At 37.0% G+C, this 17,858-nt stretch carries 17 protein-coding genes; 9 read left to right on the top strand and 8 right to left on the bottom strand.

Annotated features, from left to right (window positions below):
- On the top strand, positions 1-1,984 hold a 1,984-nt coding region (locus ABR854_RS24525; RefSeq protein WP_350268499.1), incomplete at its 5' end, for a beta strand repeat-containing protein.
- A gap of 94 nt (positions 1,985-2,078) precedes the next feature.
- Here the strand turns inward: ABR854_RS24525 and ABR854_RS24520 are convergent.
- The 3 genes from ABR854_RS24520 to ABR854_RS24510 form a co-directional block, all read right to left on the bottom strand.
- Entirely contained in the window at positions 2,079-2,582 is a 504-nt protein-coding gene (locus tag ABR854_RS24520; RefSeq protein ID WP_064197229.1) for a hypothetical protein, read from the bottom strand.
- A 75-nt stretch (positions 2,583-2,657) separates the two neighbouring features.
- The gene (locus ABR854_RS24515) at positions 2,658-3,560 is read right to left on the bottom strand and encodes a DUF6454 family protein (protein WP_350268498.1); all 903 of its coding nucleotides are present in this window, start codon (positions 3,558-3,560) and stop codon (positions 2,658-2,660) included.
- 104 nt (positions 3,561-3,664) lie between these two features.
- Entirely contained in the window at positions 3,665-4,273 is a 609-nt protein-coding gene (locus ABR854_RS24510; protein WP_350268497.1) for a porin family protein, read from the bottom strand.
- A gap of 252 nt (positions 4,274-4,525) precedes the next feature.
- Here ABR854_RS24510 and radA point away from each other — a divergent pair, with 252 nt between their 5' ends.
- Together radA and ABR854_RS24500 are read left to right on the top strand one after the other, a co-directional pair.
- The gene (radA, locus tag ABR854_RS24505; protein WP_350268496.1) at positions 4,526-5,905 is read left to right on the top strand and encodes a DNA repair protein RadA; all 1,380 of its coding nucleotides are present in this window, start codon (positions 4,526-4,528) and stop codon (positions 5,903-5,905) included.
- An 87-nt stretch (positions 5,906-5,992) separates the two neighbouring features.
- Entirely contained in the window at positions 5,993-6,895 is a 903-nt protein-coding gene (locus ABR854_RS24500) for an aldose 1-epimerase family protein (RefSeq protein ID WP_350268495.1), read from the top strand.
- A 54-nt stretch (positions 6,896-6,949) separates the two neighbouring features.
- Here ABR854_RS24500 and ABR854_RS24495 read toward each other — a convergent pair whose 3' ends face one another.
- Positions 6,950-7,963 carry a helix-turn-helix transcriptional regulator gene (locus ABR854_RS24495; protein WP_350268494.1) on the bottom strand — a complete coding sequence of 338 codons (1,014 nt, stop codon included), beginning with the start codon at positions 7,961-7,963 and terminating at the stop codon, positions 6,950-6,952.
- A 134-nt stretch (positions 7,964-8,097) separates the two neighbouring features.
- On the opposite strand from ABR854_RS24495, the gene ABR854_RS24490 reads away from it, so the two are divergent.
- On the top strand, positions 8,098-9,183 hold the full coding sequence (locus ABR854_RS24490; RefSeq protein ID WP_350268493.1) for a T4 RnlA family RNA ligase: 1,086 nt from the start codon (positions 8,098-8,100) through the stop codon (positions 9,181-9,183).
- Entirely contained in the window at positions 9,180-10,103 is a 924-nt protein-coding gene (locus tag ABR854_RS24485; RefSeq protein WP_350268492.1) for a phosphatase domain-containing protein, read from the top strand. Before ABR854_RS24490 ends, ABR854_RS24485 begins: the two co-directional genes overlap by 4 nt.
- Positions 10,104-10,678: 575 nt before the next feature.
- Here ABR854_RS24485 and ABR854_RS24480 read toward each other — a convergent pair.
- The 4 genes from ABR854_RS24480 to ABR854_RS24465 all read right to left on the bottom strand — a co-directional run bounded on the left by ABR854_RS24480 (position 10,679) and on the right by ABR854_RS24465 (position 14,304).
- The gene (locus tag ABR854_RS24480) at positions 10,679-11,356 is read right to left on the bottom strand and encodes a hypothetical protein (RefSeq protein WP_350268491.1); all 678 of its coding nucleotides are present in this window, start codon (positions 11,354-11,356) and stop codon (positions 10,679-10,681) included.
- Positions 11,357-11,574: 218 nt separating this feature from the next.
- A complete protein-coding gene (locus ABR854_RS24475; RefSeq protein WP_350268490.1) occupies positions 11,575-12,063 on the bottom strand; it encodes a DUF4890 domain-containing protein in 489 nt (162 codons plus the stop codon).
- A 146-nt stretch (positions 12,064-12,209) separates the two neighbouring features.
- Positions 12,210-13,709: a hypothetical protein gene (locus ABR854_RS24470; RefSeq protein WP_350268489.1), complete on the bottom strand. Its 1,500-nt coding sequence runs from the start codon at positions 13,707-13,709 to the stop codon at positions 12,210-12,212.
- Positions 13,699-14,304 carry an RNA polymerase sigma factor gene (locus ABR854_RS24465; protein ID WP_350268488.1) on the bottom strand — a complete coding sequence of 202 codons (606 nt, stop codon included), beginning with the start codon at positions 14,302-14,304 and terminating at the stop codon, positions 13,699-13,701. The genes ABR854_RS24470 and ABR854_RS24465 overlap by 11 nt, the downstream gene beginning before the upstream one ends.
- Positions 14,305-14,457: 153 nt before the next feature.
- On the opposite strand from ABR854_RS24465, the gene ABR854_RS24460 reads away from it, so the two are divergent.
- The 4 genes from ABR854_RS24460 to ABR854_RS24445 all read left to right on the top strand — a co-directional run bounded on the left by ABR854_RS24460 (position 14,458) and on the right by ABR854_RS24445 (position 17,853).
- The gene (locus ABR854_RS24460) at positions 14,458-15,162 is read left to right on the top strand and encodes a hypothetical protein (protein WP_350268487.1); all 705 of its coding nucleotides are present in this window, start codon (positions 14,458-14,460) and stop codon (positions 15,160-15,162) included.
- Positions 15,163-15,316: 154 nt separating this feature from the next.
- Positions 15,317-15,598, top strand: a complete 282-nt coding sequence (locus tag ABR854_RS24455; RefSeq protein ID WP_350268486.1) for a hypothetical protein — start codon at positions 15,317-15,319, stop codon at positions 15,596-15,598.
- Between the two features lie 185 nt (positions 15,599-15,783).
- Positions 15,784-17,154, top strand: a complete 1,371-nt coding sequence (locus tag ABR854_RS24450; protein ID WP_350268485.1) for a protein-disulfide reductase DsbD family protein — start codon at positions 15,784-15,786, stop codon at positions 17,152-17,154.
- 129 nt (positions 17,155-17,283) lie between these two features.
- On the top strand, positions 17,284-17,853 hold the full coding sequence (locus ABR854_RS24445) for a Rieske (2Fe-2S) protein (RefSeq protein ID WP_350268484.1): 570 nt from the start codon (positions 17,284-17,286) through the stop codon (positions 17,851-17,853).
- Positions 17,854-17,858 lie beyond the last annotated feature (5 nt).

Genomic DNA, 17,858 nt, shown 5'->3' with positions numbered 1-17,858 from the left:
TACAACGAGCGTAACGATTGATAATAGTGTGCCAAATGCAGGCATCACAGGTACGACGAATTTGACTTGTACGACTACTTCGGTAAACAGAGCAGCCACAGGTGGTGGAACGTATTCATGGTCGAATGGACTTGGAACAAATGCGACTGTAAGTATCACAATTTCAGGCATTTATACCGTAACGGTAACAAATAGCAATGGCTGTACGGCAACTGCTACCACCAATGTGACGCTTGATAACAGCGTACCAAATGCAGGCATCACAGGCACAGAAAATCTAAGTTGCACAACAACATCAGTCAGCCGAACAGCCACAGGCGGTGGAACGTATTCATGGTCAAATGGCTTGGGAACAAGTGCCACAGTAACTATCACAAGTTCAGGTATTTACACTGTAACGGTAACGAATAGCAATGGCTGTACGGCAACCGCCACGACCAATGTCACGCTTGATAACAGCGTTCCAAATGCAGGCATCACAGGGACAACAAATCTAAGTTGCACAACAACATCGGTTATCCGAACAGCTACGGGCGGTGGAACGTATTCATGGTCAAATGGCTTGGGAACAAGTGCTACGGTAAGTATCACAAATTCAGGCATTTACACCGTAACTGTAACAAATAGTAATGGTTGCACTGCGACCGCCACAACAAGTGTCACCCTTGATAACAGCGTTCCAAATGCAGGAATCACAGGCACAGAAAACCTAAGTTGCACAACAACTTCGGTCATCCGAACAGCTACAGGCGGAGGAACGTACTCATGGTCAAATGGTTCAACGAGTCAAAGTGTGAATTTTACTGCTCAGGGTACTTACTCGGTGACTGTGACTGGTATCAATGGTTGTACCTCCACCGCAACAACTGTCGTGAGTTTTACAAATGATTTAGAGATAACGGTATCAAACACTGGCCCTTATTTGTTAGGTCAAGCAATCGCTCTGAATGCAAGTGGTGGCAGTAATTATGTTTGGTCTGGGCCAAATAATTTCACAAGTAGTTCTCAAAACCCAATAATTTCTTCTGCACTTTCGGGTAATAGCGGTATTTATACTGTCACAGTTTCGAGTGGTGTTTGTACCGCCACAGCTACAACTAATGTTATCGTATCGGGTATTGACCCATGTACTCAAATTGTTGATTTACAATATGTAAAAGCAACTAATCCATATCAACCTTTATTTTCGTTGACGAATGGAAGTACAATCCAACAGGTTCCTGACCAAGTTTCTATTTTGGCAGTTCCGATTTGTCCGAGTATCACTATTGAAAGTATGGATATGACTATTGTTGGTCCAGAACTCAACTGGACAATTTTGCAGAATGTTCAACCAAATGCACTTTTTGATAATTTTGGGACTGATGTTTTTGGAAGGAATTTTATTCCTGGTACTTATACTTTAACTATTACAGGCTATGCTCAAGATAATCGAGGTGGAGGTGTTGTATATGGCCCAGTTGTGACAACTTTTACCATCGTCGGTAATTTAGCTACGATTTCAGCCCCTACAATTTCAAATAATACTATCTGTGCTGGTAGTAGCGTTGATGTAACTTTTGCCACGACTGGAGTTTTTGACTCAAATAACAATTTCCAAGTCGAGTTGTCGGATGTGAATGGCCGTTTTATTAATCCTACAATTATCGGAGTAACATCATCAGTTGGGACTATCACTTGTCAGATTCCACAAGTAGTCGTTGGAGGAAATAATTACCGTATTAGAGTTGCTTCATCAAACCAAATTTTGGCAAGTAACCCAAATATGAATGCTATTTCAATTATTGGTTCAACCAAAAATCTTGAAACTAATTTGTCGGGAACTGTTACCGAACAAGCTTCTCAGCGAATTATTGCTTCAAACAAAGTCCTTGCTCCTGCCAGTGTAACTTATCAAGCAGGGAAAGCGATTGAGTTAAATCCAGGATTCGTTGTAACAAGTGGAAGTACCTTTAACGCTGAAATTAAAGGTTGTAATAATTGATTTCAAAGAAATTGTATTAACTCAGTTTGATTAATACATAAAACAAGAATGGCCTGTTAATAGACCGTTCTTGTTTTATGATATTATGAAAATATTATCGTACAAACTTTCGCCAACCCAAATAAATCAAAGCAAAAAGGATCGCAAAAATGCCAAGTAAATACTGAAAAGGTAGATATGAGAAAACTACAATATGAATTTTTTCGAGCAACCACATCAAAAACATGGTAGCAAAAAGCATAAACCAAAGCCCAGAAATTTTATCGAAACCAGGCACGAGTGATAAATCAACATTTCTACGAATGACAAAAATCGTTACGACCATTACGATAATTGGTAAAATCTGTAAATAAACATCAGTCTGCATGACATCGCCTCTTTGAAACAAGAAAAAGTAAGCATTCAACGCCACAGCGAAGATACCAGGCACACTCACCAAATAAATCAAAGTTGCATACAGATATTTCCACGGTGAAAGATGCCCTTCTCCTTTACCTAAAACCCCCGCAATAATCGCTGCAATTGGAATAATAAGAAAGTAAAAAAGTAAGAAATTAGGGTTTTCTCCGATTTGCTGAAAGAGTTCTCGTAAGGTCATTGTTGACTTTGATTTGACGGTGTGATGCGATTGATTTTGGCAAATGTAAATGTTTTTTCAAGAAAAATCCAAAATCTACTTTAATTCGGTTTCGTAGATAAACAGGGTTGAGGCCGAATCATCATCAGGTACAAAATAGGCTTTTAACCCACCTTTGATTGTTTCTACCCAAAAAGGATTATTGGTCATTGCTAAACCACTTGGCGACCACAATTTAATCGGTACTTGAAAAATAGGTCTTTTGTCTATCAAATTCACAATTTCAAATCCTCCCAAACGAACTACATTACCATTTGGGTGACTATATTTCTGAAACCCCGAACAAAGCATTTGATGGTTACCTAAATAATGACAGTCCTGATAATCAATATAAAATGAAGGATTTTTGATGCGTAGCTGCTCAGGAGAAACATTCGTCATAACTTTTCCTTTGGTATTTAATTGCCATTCGTAAAAATTCCTCGACCCCCAACTTGCACCCAACAACTTATTGCTTTCAGTATCGTGAACAATCGCTCCGATGTGTTCATTAAATCTCATTAATTCCTCAATTTGAAGAGTCAGAACATCAACTTTATAAATAATTGATTTACTATTAGGACGATACTCGGCCACAGGAATCCAAATATATTTTCCATCAAAATCAATTCCACCAGGGTGATAAATACTTCCTTCTCCCAAAGAAATTTTAGAAATAAGCGTTCCGGTGGAATCAAACTTAAATAGGTGTCCGACCCCTTTGCCAGTATCACCATTTTTAGGTGGTTTTGTTACTTCCACCGAACTCATAAAAAAGAAATTGCCGATTTTTACCATGCCTTGTGGGTGAAACGTAGGGAATTTAAGCGGCAACGCTTTTTTCTGTGTCCAAATAGTATTTGGATCGAGTTGCTTAATTTTTGTTTCGAGTAAAAGTTGCTGTGCGTTAGCGAACAAGTTTAAACACAAGAAAGCCAAGAAGCCTAAATATTTTTTCATTTAAATAGATTTTGAAACAAATATATCGAAAACCAACTATCGATAAAATAAAAAAATCCCCCCAAACGGAGAGATTCTTCACTATCAAAAAAGGTACTCAACTATTAAATAATTTTAAAGCCAACCGTAAACTGCCATCCTTTATCTTTAAATTGGTTATTGCTCATATTCAATGCCGAAACCTCTGACAAACTTCCTACTTTTCTCAAATCAAGATTTATACCTAAGATTTTTACGCCAACACCCAACTGATAGCCAAATGAAGCATTTTTGATAGCATCATCATTTGAAGTAAGGTCTCTCAAGGCATCTTTTAGTTTTTGATCTTCCGAAAGTTTAAAGGTTGCTACTGGGCCAGCATTCACTCTAAAAATCTTTAAAACCTTAAATCCAACCAAAACCGGTACATCAAGATTACTGTACGAAAATTTCACTTTTCCTACATTCTGAATATCAATCGTGCCGCCTTTCTGTGCCAACAAAAGTTCAGGTTGAAGATATACTCTATCTCCAAAACGAGTCCAAATACCAGCCACATAGCCAGTTTTTGTGTCGTAACTTTGAGAAATATTTTTACCAAGCGAACCAGCATCCGTATAAACTTGGTTGAATGTAACACCACCTTTAATGCCCAATTGAAAACCTTTTTGAGCGAAAGTATTAGTAAACAGGCCAAATAATAAGAAAAGAGTAAAAAACGAGATTTTTTTCATGTTAGTTTTTGTTAAATGAGTAGTAAACGTTGAAAAAAATAGAGATACGTGCATAAATGAATCAAGAATATTTTTTAGATTAATTAGGAAAAAAAACGTGCCACGCTTGAGCAGGAACTTTATCTCAGATGGTTTTGAGGAAATAACGTAGATTATTCGCAAATTCGTATTTCATTAACGAAAGATTAACAAATTGTAGAGCAATGGCATCGGCCATCCGATTTCAAAATTGCTTACTTGAAAAATTAAAAAATGGCAAAAATTAAAACGGCATATTTCTGCCAAAGTTGTGGATTTAGTTCACCAAAATACCTCGGTCGATGTACTTCTTGTGGAGAATGGAACACAATGGTAGAAGAAGTATTGACCAAAGAAGAACCCGAAAAAGGTAATTGGAAATTTACCTCGTCGGGTACACCACGCACTGCAAATAAACCAAAAACACTCACCGAAATCACGACCCAAGAGCGTTATAGAATCGTAACCGAAGATGAAGAACTCAACCGAGTTCTGGGCGGTGGAATCGTGCCTGGCTCTTTGGTTTTGATTGGTGGTGAACCTGGTATTGGTAAATCTACGCTCATGTTGCAGATAGCTTTGAGCCTAAAAGATTATACAATTCTTTATGTGTCGGGTGAAGAAAGCGAGCAACAGATAAAAATGCGTGCCGAGCGAATGCAATACGTGAATGATAAGTGCTATATCTTGAATGAAACTTCGACCGATAATATTTTTCGTCAAATCGAACTTACCGAACCTGATATTGTAATTATCGACTCGATTCAAACCTTAGCTTCGCCATTGATTGAGTCAGGTGCAGGGAGTGTTTCGCAGGTGAAAGAATGTACTGCCGAATTGATGAAATTCTCGAAAGAATCTGATACACCTGTAATTATGATTGGGCATATCACGAAAGATGGGGGTTTGGCTGGCCCAAAAGTTTTGGAACACATGGTTGATACTGTTTTACAGTTTGAAGGCGACCGCCATATGACTTACCGAATCTTGCGTACAACCAAAAATCGTTTTGGTAGCACTTCCGAACTTGGTATTTACGAAATGCAAGGTACAGGTCTGCGTCAAGTAAGTAATCCATCCGAAATCTTGATTTCGCAGCGAGAAGAAGATTTGAGCGGTATCACGATTGCTGCTATGTTGGAGGGTAATCGCCCACTTTTGATTGAAATTCAATCGCTCGTGAGTGTCGCCACCTACGGAACTCCCCAACGAACCAGCAATGGTTTTGATAGCCGACGCACGCAAATGTTATTAGCAGTTCTCGAAAAAAGAGGCGGTTTCAGACTTGGAACACAAGATGTTTTTTTGAATATTGCAGGCGGTTTGAAAGTAGAAGACCCCGCCATTGATTTGGCGATTTGTGTTTCAATCGTTTCTTCTTACGAAGATATAAGTGTGCCAAGTTCGTGCTGTTTTGCGGCCGAAGTTGGTTTGGGTGGCGAAGTTCGTGCAGTCAATCGCATCGAAAATCGCATTTCGGAAGCTGAAAAATTAGGTTTCAAGAAAATCTTTGTCTCAAAATATAATCTCAAAGGCTTAGATACCAAACAATATAAAATTGATATTTTTGCCGCCAGTAAGCTGGAAGAGGTATTTAGTGAATTATTTGGATAGAAAATTAATAATTGAAAATGTAAAATTGATAATGTATAATGAGTATTCGTCCATTTTCAATTTTGCATTTTATATTTTTCATTAGTAATGTATTACATAGAAAACGAATATTTAAAAGTTGGAATTGATGCCAAAGGGGCAGAGTTAGTGAGTCTTTACCACAAAGACCACGATTTGGAATATATGTGGGGAGCCGACCCAGCTTTTTGGGGAAAATCCTCACCTGTACTTTTTCCGATTGTGGGAGGTTTAAAAGATAATGCTTATACATTTGAAGGAAAAACTTATAATCTGCCACGTCATGGTTTTGCTCGTGATTATATTTTTGAAGTAGAAGACCATTGGGACGATGGGATAAGTTTTTTGCTTCGCTCTAATGAAGACACACTCAAAGTTTATCCATTTGAGTTTGAATTTCGCTTGGTTTACGAACTTTACGCAAATTTACTAAGCGTCACTTATCACGTAACCAATTTGGGCGAAAATGATATGTATTTTTCGGTAGGCGGACATCCAGCATTTGCAGTTCCACTCGAAGAAGGCCTCACTTACCAAGATTATTATTTGGAGTTTGAAGAAGAAGAAAACCTCAAACGCTGGCCGTTAAGCTCGCAAGGATTGATTCTGAACGAACCCGAAGCCATTTTTGAGCAAACACTGATTGACAATGAATGGGTCGAAATCGAAACTAAACTTTTGCCATTAACCAAAGAGTTATTCCATAAAGATGCACTGGTTTTCAAACAATTAAATTCTTCGACCGTTACGCTGAAATCCGATAAAAGTGAACATTCGCTTCGCTTTGATTTCGCAGGATTTCCATTTCTCGGTATTTGGGCAGCCAAAGATGCCGATTTTGTGTGCATCGAACCGTGGTGTGGTATTGCCGATTCGGTTGGACACTCACAAGAATTAACCGAAAAAGAAGGTATCAATATTCTACCCGCAGGCGATGTATTCGAGCGTGCTTGGGCGGTGAAATTGAATTGATTGAGTAGTACAATTTTCCAAATTGTCACATGATACACAATTTGGAAAATTGTGCTACGATTCATAATTCTGCAAACCCTTACTCATGCGAGAAAAAATCCTTTTTTTTAGCCTTTCGGGTACTATAACCTTCATCCCCTCGCCAAAACCAAGTATTTCTTTCTCCAATTCAAGATTCAACTGCACTTGAATCTGAATAATCATGCCATCGTCAAGCCTTTCCAACACAATTTGTGAATGATGCAAAGGCTTGGTTTCGACATAAGGAGCGTGTTCGAGATTGACCCAGATTTGTACTTTTTCGGCTCGCATATTTTCTGAAACTGTCACGCCAATGGTATCTTTGTAATACAGTTCGGGGTCGAGGTCGGTGTTTTCTCGGTAAGCTATTTTTTCTTCAATACTTAATTCCAAAATACGGTCGAGTGCCAAATGAGTTACAGTTTTTTGCCCGTTTCGTACACCAACTGCAAACCATCTATTTTTAAACTCTTTTAGCCACCAAACGTGGAAATAAAACACACTTGCCGCCCGAGCTTTAAATGATTGGTAAGTCATTTGTACGGCTTTCTGATGAATCACCGAATTATAAAGCAAATCAAGATGCGAAAGTCCACGTAGATTATCATTTTTCTCGAAATCAATGATTGAACGTTTCTTATTTGTCACCGAATAAACGTGGTCTTCGAGTTTCTGTACCACCTCATTGAGTTGCTGAAAATGCGAAAAGCCCTTAAATTGCTTCAAAAGTTCAACGGCATCATTCATTCTGCCCAAATCAGCATCCGAAATCGGGATATTTGTAATACTATAATTGGGGTCTTCGTACGTATAATATTTTTTATCAATCACCACGATAGGGGCGAAGTAGCCCAGTTTATCGCTTCGCATCATCTGAATATCGGCCTGAATTGTGCGTTTACTAATGCCTTTATCCATACCTTCGTATTCATAAAGAGCCTCAGAAACCTGCTCGATTAAATCTTCGAGCGTCCATTTACGGTTGCGTCTTTGCAGACAGCTATCAATAACTTTATAGCGAATAAGAGCGTTGCGATTGACGGGCATTTTTAGAAATTAAGAATTGAGAATGTAGAATTAAGAATTCAAAATATTGATTATGAGTTATTTATCATATTTTGATAAAATACTTTTATAAAAATAAAAAATATTTCCTATCTACGCAAATAGACTGCGTAATAGTGTTTTTACTTTGTAGCATCAAATTAAAACAAAATGAATATCCAAGACCTAAAACAACTCATCGCCTACGATTATATCAATGTAAAAAGCATCCAACGGCTGATTTGTATATTTATAATTATTCGCCCAAAGCTCAATATGATCGACTTTGGAACGAATGGACGCTGGCTTGTAGAGGCTTGATAATGAATGGTTTGTATGAAGTTGTGGCTCGTCCGTTTCAGAAGTTTTTTAATTTAGAAGAATCCGAAAACTTGATTTTACCTGACGAACCTTTTGAGGTTTACGAAAAAATGGATGGCTCGTTGGGTATTTTATACTGGGCTGATGGTAAACCTGCGATAGCCACTCGTGGTTCATTTACGAGTGAGCAGGCAATCGCTGCAACGGAATTATTACACACAAAATATGCCGATGCAATCAAACATTTAGACCCAACCAAAACCTATTTATTTGAAATCATTTATCCAGAAAACCGAATTGTGATTGATTATGGCGATGTACGAAAATTGGTGCTTTTGGCCATTATTGATACAACATCGGGTATCGAATTACCATTATCAACGGTAGAGACAGGGCATGCCCTGTCTCTACCGCACAAACATTTTGAAATAGTAAAACGATACGATGGGCTGAATGATTTGCAACAACTAAAAGCTTTGGAAGAAGACAACCGTGAGGGGTTTGTGGTAAAATTTAAGAGTGGGTATCGTCTGAAAGTGAAATTTGCTGAGTATGTGCGTATTCACCATATAATTACGAGAGTTTCGACGATAAATATTTGGGAATACCTAAAAGAAGGACAAGAATTATTGCCAATTTTGGAACGAGTTCCCGACGAATTTTATGATTGGGTAAAACAAACTCACGTAAGATTATTGAATGATTTTGCCCAAATTGAAGCCGAAGCCAAGTCAGAATTTAAGATTTTAGCCACCAAAAAAGAAACGGCTCTTTATTATCAAACTTGCAAATACCCAGCAATTTTGTTTAAAATGATGGAAAATCGACCTTATGACCACATCATTTGGAAGATGATTCGACCAAAATTTGAAAAGCCGTTTAGCAATAAAATTGAAATATGAAAACAATATTAATATTAAGAGGCTTACCAGCCAGCGGAAAATCGACTTATGCACGAAATCTAATTGACGAAAACAAAGGAGCGTGGAAACGACTCAACAAAGATGAGTTGCGTGCAATGCTTGATAATTCTCATCATACTACTGCCAACGAAAAATTTGTTGAGCGAGTGCGAGATCTGATGCTCATTGAGGCATTGAAAGAAGGTAAGCACGTAGTGATTGATGATACCAATTTATCTGATCGACCAGTTGAGCGTATCCAACAGTTAATCGGACGGTATAAGAAAGAAACAGGGGAGGAGATAAAAGTTGAGATAAAAATAATGGAAACCTCGCTCGAAGAATGTCTGGCTCGTGACGAAGTGCGTGAAAAAAAGGTGGGTCGAGACGTAATTATGCGAATGTATAACGACCATATCGCCAAAGAAAAATTACCAAATATTAAGTCAAAAAAAGAGATAGATTTAAGCAAGCGAGGGCCGAATTATCAGCCGCAAGACGATACTTTACCGCCTGCAATTTTATGCGACCTTGACGGAACTTTGGCAATTATCCATAACCGAAGTCCGTTTGATTCGGTGCGTTGCGAAACCGATTTATTGAACGAACCGATTGCCGAAATCGTGAAAAACTATGCAGCAATGGGCGTAAAAATTATCTTGATGTCAGGCCGAGATGAAGCCGCTCGACGACCAACTACAAATTGGCTGGCTTATAATCGAATACCTTACGATGCACTTTTTATGCGAGCCACAGGTGATGCCCGAAAAGATTCGGTCGTAAAAAAAGAATTATACGAAGCCCACGTAAAAGGTCAGTATTTTGTAAAATTTGTACTTGATGACCGAAATCAAGTGGTCGATTTATGGCGATTAGAGCTGGGTTTACCCTGTTTACAAGTCAATTATGGAGATTTTTAACGAAAAAAGACTGGTTCAAATCGACCAGCCTTTTTTTAATTGAATCCACACAACTTTTATGAAAAAACTATATAATACTATATCGAATTGCTATCTATAAGACTCCATTTTTCTGAAATCGGTTGCATCAAATAGGATTTATTTTTTGGTAGGGGTATAAAAAAAAAGGACTGGAGTAAATAACTCCAGCCTTTCCCGCTACTAAATCCACACAACTTTTATCTTTAATATTTTATTTCTATGTAAAATACGAATTTTCTTTGCAAAAGGTTGCACTAAGGTGCGAAAATATTTGCGTTTTCAATTATGCTTCAAAGATAAAACAAAAATATATGTTGTTACAAGTATTTTTTTATTTTTTTCTCTTTGATGACACAAACATATAAAGAATCTTATGCAATTGCAACAAAAAAAAATAAATTTTATTGTATGAAACCACAAAAATATTTTTTTATTGAGCGGTATCGAAAAAAGTAAAGCCACAACTCTTAATCTATGCTCGCAAAACAAAAGTAGAGTTATTTTTGGGTTTTCCTAAAAAATATGGAGTTTTATTTTCAAATTTTAAAGCTGTTTTAATTAATTATGTTTTCAGGCTTTTTATTTTTGAATATCCATTTGTAAAGGTCTGTCAAGAGTTCTAATTGTACGTTTGCTCCCAAGCTATAATAAAGGCCATTGTAGTTTTCAGGAATATTTTTTTGATGCATTGCATAGCGGTAGCCTCCTTGTACGGATAATCCACCCCAACGAGTAGCTTTCCAACCAATATAAACACCTGCTTGAATCGGAATAAAATAATCTTTTCTTTTCCAAATAAGAATTTCGTTGAATAAGCCTACATTTTCGTTTTTGGTTGCACCAATACCAACTTCAACAGGAACGCTTACTCTCCATCGTTTATTATTGATGAAGTTTTTCCAGTACATTAGACTAAAAAAATACAAGTCAGTTTTGGTGTAATAGTCAAGATTTACTCGTTTAGCAGCCGATTTTCTTAGGTCGAGTAAGCGTAAGTAAGAATTAAAGTTGAGCCAATAATATCCTAAAGTAATCTGATTTCTTTTTCTACCTAAAATAATACCTGTGTTTACACCCCAAATGTTTACTCTTTGCTCTTTAATTATTGAGCTACGAGCATCCCAGTTGATGGCATAACTTAGTCTTGGTCGAAGACTATCTGGATAAGTTACAATTATGGTATCTGAAAGCGAATTTTGAGGGAATACCTTAAAAGAAAATAGGACAAACAATAAGCAGAGAAATCTACTATAAATTTTAATTCTTTTGAAATTCAAAAATATAATGTTGTTTATTTTCTTCACAAATGGTTCGTTAAACTTAGTTTTTAACGCAGTTATTTACGGGATATTATACTATTTGGCTTTTTAGGGTATTAAAAATTGCAGATTCATGATAAAAAAGGCTCTCATTTTATCAAATAAGAGCCTTTTATTTAAAATACAGGATTTTATTTCTTTTTACCCTTTTGGGCTTTGGCTTTCACTTCTTGATAGGCCTTAAATTGCTCAGGAGTAAAGATTTTTTCAAGTTCTTTATCTTTCTTTGCCTCCAATGCTTCCATTTTTTCTTTAGCGTTGGCTATTTGGGCAGGCGTTGGTTGAGTGCTACCAAACTCTTTTTTAATAAGTTCGTATAAATCTTTGCGTTGGTAAGCATAATCTTCATTGAGCGATGAAACCAAGATTTCTTGTTCTTCATCTAACTTAAATTTCTTCACCATTATGCGGGTTTCTTCTTTCGCTACTTCGTCGGGGTCTGGCGGCGGTTTTGGTTTGCCGTTATCAAACCCTGGATTATTGAAGGCACTGTTATAGCCTCGGCCATAACCACCGTAGCCACCACCATATCCACCGCCGTAATATTGAGCATAGCTACTCAAGATGCAGCCCAAAATGAAGATTGTCGAAAGCACTATTTTTTTTGAATGCTTCATCATAATATTTGTCATTAATTTTTCAAGGTCATCTGATTGCTCAAATTTAATACATTCTCATGATTTTATAGAATTCAAACCATTTTTTTACAATAAAAAAGCCCAAATTAGCGAACTAATCGGGCTTTGGGTTGGTAAGTTGTAGTGTTTTATCTGCTTAGTCGATAAAAACCATTGAGTTTTATGCCGATTTGCCAGTTTTCTTCTTGGTATAAAAGCGGTTTTATTTGTGTAATAAAATACGGACTTAGCTGAATGGAATACTTTTGCCAACGTTTCTCAATACCCGTCGAAAACAATAAATTGTTGAAAAGTTGAGTTCTACCTTTGATGCTAAATTGATGATGGTCTTTATCTCGGAATGAATTTTGGTCACTGTAAGACACAAACTGACGACTGTAAACATCAAGATTGCTCCCAGCTGTTAACAAAACCGTAAAGTTTTTAGGTAAAGGCAGTCGATAATTAATATAAACAGGTACTTTAAAAAGTGCCTGATTAATATGAATATCGTTGATTTCGCTGTTGTCATTGATTCGAGATTCGTATTCTTTTCTGAAATCTTTTTTGGTATCTCTTCTAAATTCGTCTTCATCATCAAAGTCTTCCTCATCAAAGAATGTCGAGAAACCAATTCCCGTTGTGATACTCCACCGTTTACTTAGCAAAATATCGGTCAACACATTGAAACCACCGTATTCGTCGGCCATTTCTACGCCAAAACCAACTCGAAATTTTAGATTTGGTAGAGTTACAGTTGGCCAGTTGAAAGATTTTTTCTCATGTATTTTTATCGGTGATTTTGGTACAATGAAACCTCTACTTGATAAGTCAAAAACAGCTTTATTTTCACCAAAGTTGTAGCTACGATGAGATAAATAAGCATCACTAAATCGGAGACTTTCAGTTTCTTGGGTGACCGAATTAGGACTTGAAATTGGTAATGAGGCAACAATAGAATTTGGAGAAATCTGTTCAGTCAATACAAAATCTCTTTTTTCAGTATTTGTACTTTTCAGAGATACGGAACTTTCGTTTACTGATTCATCATTATATCTTGACGGCTCATTTTGCTTTGCATTTTTTTTGATTGAGGCATCAGTTTCTTTTACTTTAGAAACGTTTTTATCTAAATTGTTTTTACTTAAATTTGTTGTAATGTGTTCTTTATCAATTGATTCAGTGTTGTTTTTTGCACTTTTTGTTGATTTGTGTACAAACTTTGGAGGAGTGTTTGGTTCAGTGGTTTTCGTAATTTTAACTGCCAATGATTCACTCTCATTGTTTGCAGGTATCGGGATGTATTTTGTGACAAAAACAGTATCGATTTTTTCGACTACAATCTCCTTTGGGACAATAGTAGTGGCTATGGAGTCAGCTTTTGCCTGTTCCAATTGGGTATTCAGAGCTGATATTTGCTTTAGTAAAGATTTATTCTCATAGGTTTTATAAACGGTTGTTGTTAGTAATGTAACAATGATTAAGGTTCCGACCGAGTAAGTAAAAACATGGCCAAAACGCTGCCAAAAACTCAGAGGAATGTGTTGGCCGACATAACTCTGAATTCGATCTATTTCTTTGTCATTGAAAGGTGGATGAAAGTTCTCGACTTTTCGTCTGAACTCTTCATCAAATTTGTCAGTTTTCATTGAATTTATTTTTTCGAACTGCGTAAATATCAAATAAATGCGGATAATGAACTCTTATCATTTCCTGTAATTTTATACGAGCATCTTGAAGGTTCGATTTTGAAGTTCCCTCCTGAATACCCAGTTTTTCGGCAATTTCCTTGTGTTTATAGCCTTCAACCACATAAAGCATGAAAACCATGCGATACATCGGTGAAAGTTTTCTGACAAGTCCCATGATTTCTTCAGTTGATAATTTACTGATTACGTCATCATCAAAATCAGTGATTTCTACCTCATCGACTGCAATGTGTAATTGGTATTTTTTATTGCTTCGGTAATAGTCAATGGCAGTATTTACCATAATTGTTCTGACCCACGCTTTGAATGGCTGTGAAACATCGTATTTGGGTAGGTTGGTAAATATTTTCAAAAAGCCATCGTTGATGATTTCTTCGAGTTCTTGGTCGTTACTCGAATATCGTGAGCAGACGCTCTTGGAGTACCCCAAAAAGAGTTTGATGAGCGTTCGTTGGGCTTGACTGTTATTGTCAATACAGGCCTTAATCACGCTGTCGAGGTTATCTTCCGAAAATGTCTTTTTCTTAAAAAACAAGCTTGTACAATTTAGTTTAGGTATCTAACTCTCATTACGAGCGTGGGGCGAAAAGGGTGGGGTAAAAGAAAAAAGATATTTGCCCCACCTTTTTTGATGGCTTTGCGTAATGGTGAATGAAAACAAATTATTAATACAAAATAAGCGAATTTTATGAGAAAGTATGGAAAAATGATGATTTTGTGTGCGATTTTAAGCTTAGGCTGGTCTGCAAATTTGATGGCACAGGATTCTACAAAGTCAGAAATGAAGACAGTTTTTGGTGGAAAGAAAGCAAAGTTGAAGGTAAATTATTTGGGTCTATATCTTGCCCCAGAATATCAGTACGGGCAGTTGGGGAGCGGAACTACCTCATTGGGTGGGGCAGCTTTGATGTTACAGTTCAATAAAAAGTTTGCCATCGGGGCAACGGGTTTCGGTAGTTACCGTAATCGCCAAAATACTGACTTGAATGCACAATTTGGTGGCTTCAAAATGGAATATACTGTGATGCCTAATGCAGCAGTACATGTTTCATTTCCGTTGGTGATTGGTGTTGGTGGAAATGGATTTGATTTTGATGATGATGACCGAGGGGGGCGAGGTCGTGACCGAGATTTTGATGATATTTTTGATGATGATAATCGTCATAATATGAGTAGAATTATTCAACCTGGTATAAATGTGGAAGCTAATTTATCTCGCTATGCTAAGTTTTATGTTGGAGCAAATTATCGTTTTGCTTTTAATAATAATTCAACAAATACTACTGATTTAAGTGGTTTTGCGGCAAATGCTGGTCTAAAAATGGGCATTTTTGATTATACTTTTAAGAAAAAAACTAAGAAAATCAAGAACCATGACGAGGATAAGATTTGATTGTTTTAAAAATTTTAATGAGTATGCAACCAATTTAAAGTGCGTCTTCGTCCTTGTGTTATATTCCAAAAATTGTTGTAGTTGAGGCCTCGACTATTTTTCCTAAACCTTGTTTTGGACTAAACTTTTCAATCATTCAAACCATTCAAAACAGATGAAAAAAATAGTTGTATTGGCATTTTTTGCTCTTGGAAGCATTTACTTTGTTGCGTGTAATAGAGATAATATCAGCCCAGATTCGATGTCGATTGATGCCGTTTCGGCGGCTACTGCCCATGATTCTACCAAACATAAAGGTGATTCATTGCATAAACGCCACGGAGATTCTTTGAAACGTGGAGGCAAAGATAGCCTGCATGTAAAAATGCCCAAAGACTCGTTGAAAGTAAAGCCTGATTCGCTTGCTGGAAAGCCGAAGAAGAAAAAAGGTAAATGATTTTTGCATATTTTGGGGCGTTCTGCATGTTAGCACTCAGAACGCTCTATTTTTTACTCAGTTTTTTCCGTCAATAATTTATAAACCAACCCCTTCCTTTTATTGATAAACTTCTCCTTTCATTACCCCACTTATTCAAGTTGGTTTACGTATAGATAATAAAGTACCATCAAACCTATTTTTTTATGCACGAACAACAATCTTTGCTTGGTTTTCTTTCTGTGGCGTTTTTGGCTGGAGTAGCCAATCTTTTTATGCCTTGTATTTATCCGATTATGCCCATGACGGTTAGTTATTTTACTAAGCAGACCGATGGCTCACGCAAAGCTATGTTTTATGGCTTTTCAATCATGTTTGTTTTCACCCTGATTGGCTTCGTTACAATGGCTTTTGGAGCTCCTTTTCTTAACTTTATTAGTACACACTGGTTGCCGAATCTTATTTTCTTTGTTATTTTTATTGTTTTCGGAATATCACTTTTGGGTGCTTTCGAGATTGTATTACCGCATCAATTCGTCAATGGTATTGATGGAATGTCGGAAAGTGGTGGTTGGTGGGGTATTTTTTTTATGGCCCTAACTTTGGTGGTAGTTTCGTTTTCTTGTACTGCACCGTTTGTAGGTTCGTTGTTGATTTTGGCCGCACAAGGCGAAGTTTGGCGACCTTTGTGGGGAATGTTGGCTTTTGGACTTCCTTTTGGATTAGTTTTCACACTCTTGGCCATGTTTCCACAATGGCTCAAAAGTATGCCAAAATCAGGTGGGTGGATGAATGAAATGAAGGCAGTCATGGGTTTTGCTGAATTTGCTTTGGCTCTTAAATTTTTAAGTAATATCGACCAAGCTTATCACTTTGATTTACTACACCGAAATACTTTTTTAATCATTTGGATTCTGATTTTCGGAATCATCGCATTTTATGTTGCAGGTTTTATCAGATTACCGAAAGATACCAAAGTAAAAACCTATCACTGGTCGAGAGTAGCTTTTAGTGCTTTATTTTTTGTGTTTACATTTTATCTCATTCCAGGAGTTGTTCAAGATAAGCCGCTCGAATTACTTTCTGGAATATTGCCTCCGCAAGATAACCAGTCTGAATTGGCGGGAGTTTCGCCCGAAAAACTCCGTCCAATGCCACATGGTTTATCAGGTTTTGTCGATTACGATGATGCTCTTGCTTATGCTAAAGAAGTGAATAAGCCACTTTTACTCGATTTTACTGGATATGCTTGTGCGAATTGTCGAAAAATGGAAGAAAATGTTTGGGTAAAACCAGAAGTTTTGGAGCGTTTGAAACAAGATTATGTGATAGCCTCACTTTATGTCGATGATAAAAAAGAACTGCCCAAAGAAAAACATTATACTTCCACCTACGATGATGAACTAAAAACAACCGTAGGTGATAAAAACATGGATTTAGAAATCACGAGATTCAACAACAATGCCCAACCATATTATGCAGTGGTTGACGCCAGCGGAAAAACAATCGTTGACCCAATTGGCTACTCAAGTGTTGAAGATTTTGTCAAATTCCTTGAAATTGGTAAAAAGAAATAGATAAAGCCAACCATTTTTATTTCAGTTCCGTCTATAGTTATGAGGGTGTCATTTCTCCAAAACATACCCCACCCTTTAGCAATGACTTACGTAATTATAAAGTATTAACCGTTATTAAAAAAAGAAATTATGACACGTTACGAATTTTTGAAATCAGCAGGTTTTAGTGGAGGAGCTTTAATGGCTTTGCTTACATCATGCGTCAGAGAAGATGATAAATATGTAAATGCTCTAACGGTTTCGCCAGATGGCTCAACAACTGGTACAACCACAACAACTACGGGAACAACAACTGGCACTACAACAGGAACGACAACTGGTACAACTACGGGAACAACAACAGGGACTACAACGACAGCAACAGGAGTTATTTCGACTGAAGAACTCAATAAAATAACGAGTACGAAAGTGAAAATAGACTTAACATCTGCCACTTATGCTAAATTAAAAACAGTTGGAGGCTATGTTATAGTTAGCAATATTGTAATTGCACTTTCTAAGTCAAATACTTATGTGGCTGCAACCGTAACTTGCTCACACGAGCCAAAGAAAAGAATCATTTATAGCAATAATGAATGGTATTGTACTGACCACGGAGCAAGATTCTCGTTGACAGGTGCAGGCTTGAATTCAAATGGAAAAGCAGGGTTAGCAGTCTATAAAGTTGCTACCGATGGCACAACATTAGTCGTTTATTAAGAAAA

The organism is Emticicia sp. W12TSBA100-4 (assembly GCF_040253585.1).
Classification (GTDB): domain Bacteria; phylum Bacteroidota; class Bacteroidia; order Cytophagales; family Spirosomataceae; genus Emticicia.
Note: the sequence above shows the minus strand (reverse complement) of the source record. Positions and strands in the feature narration are given on the sequence as shown.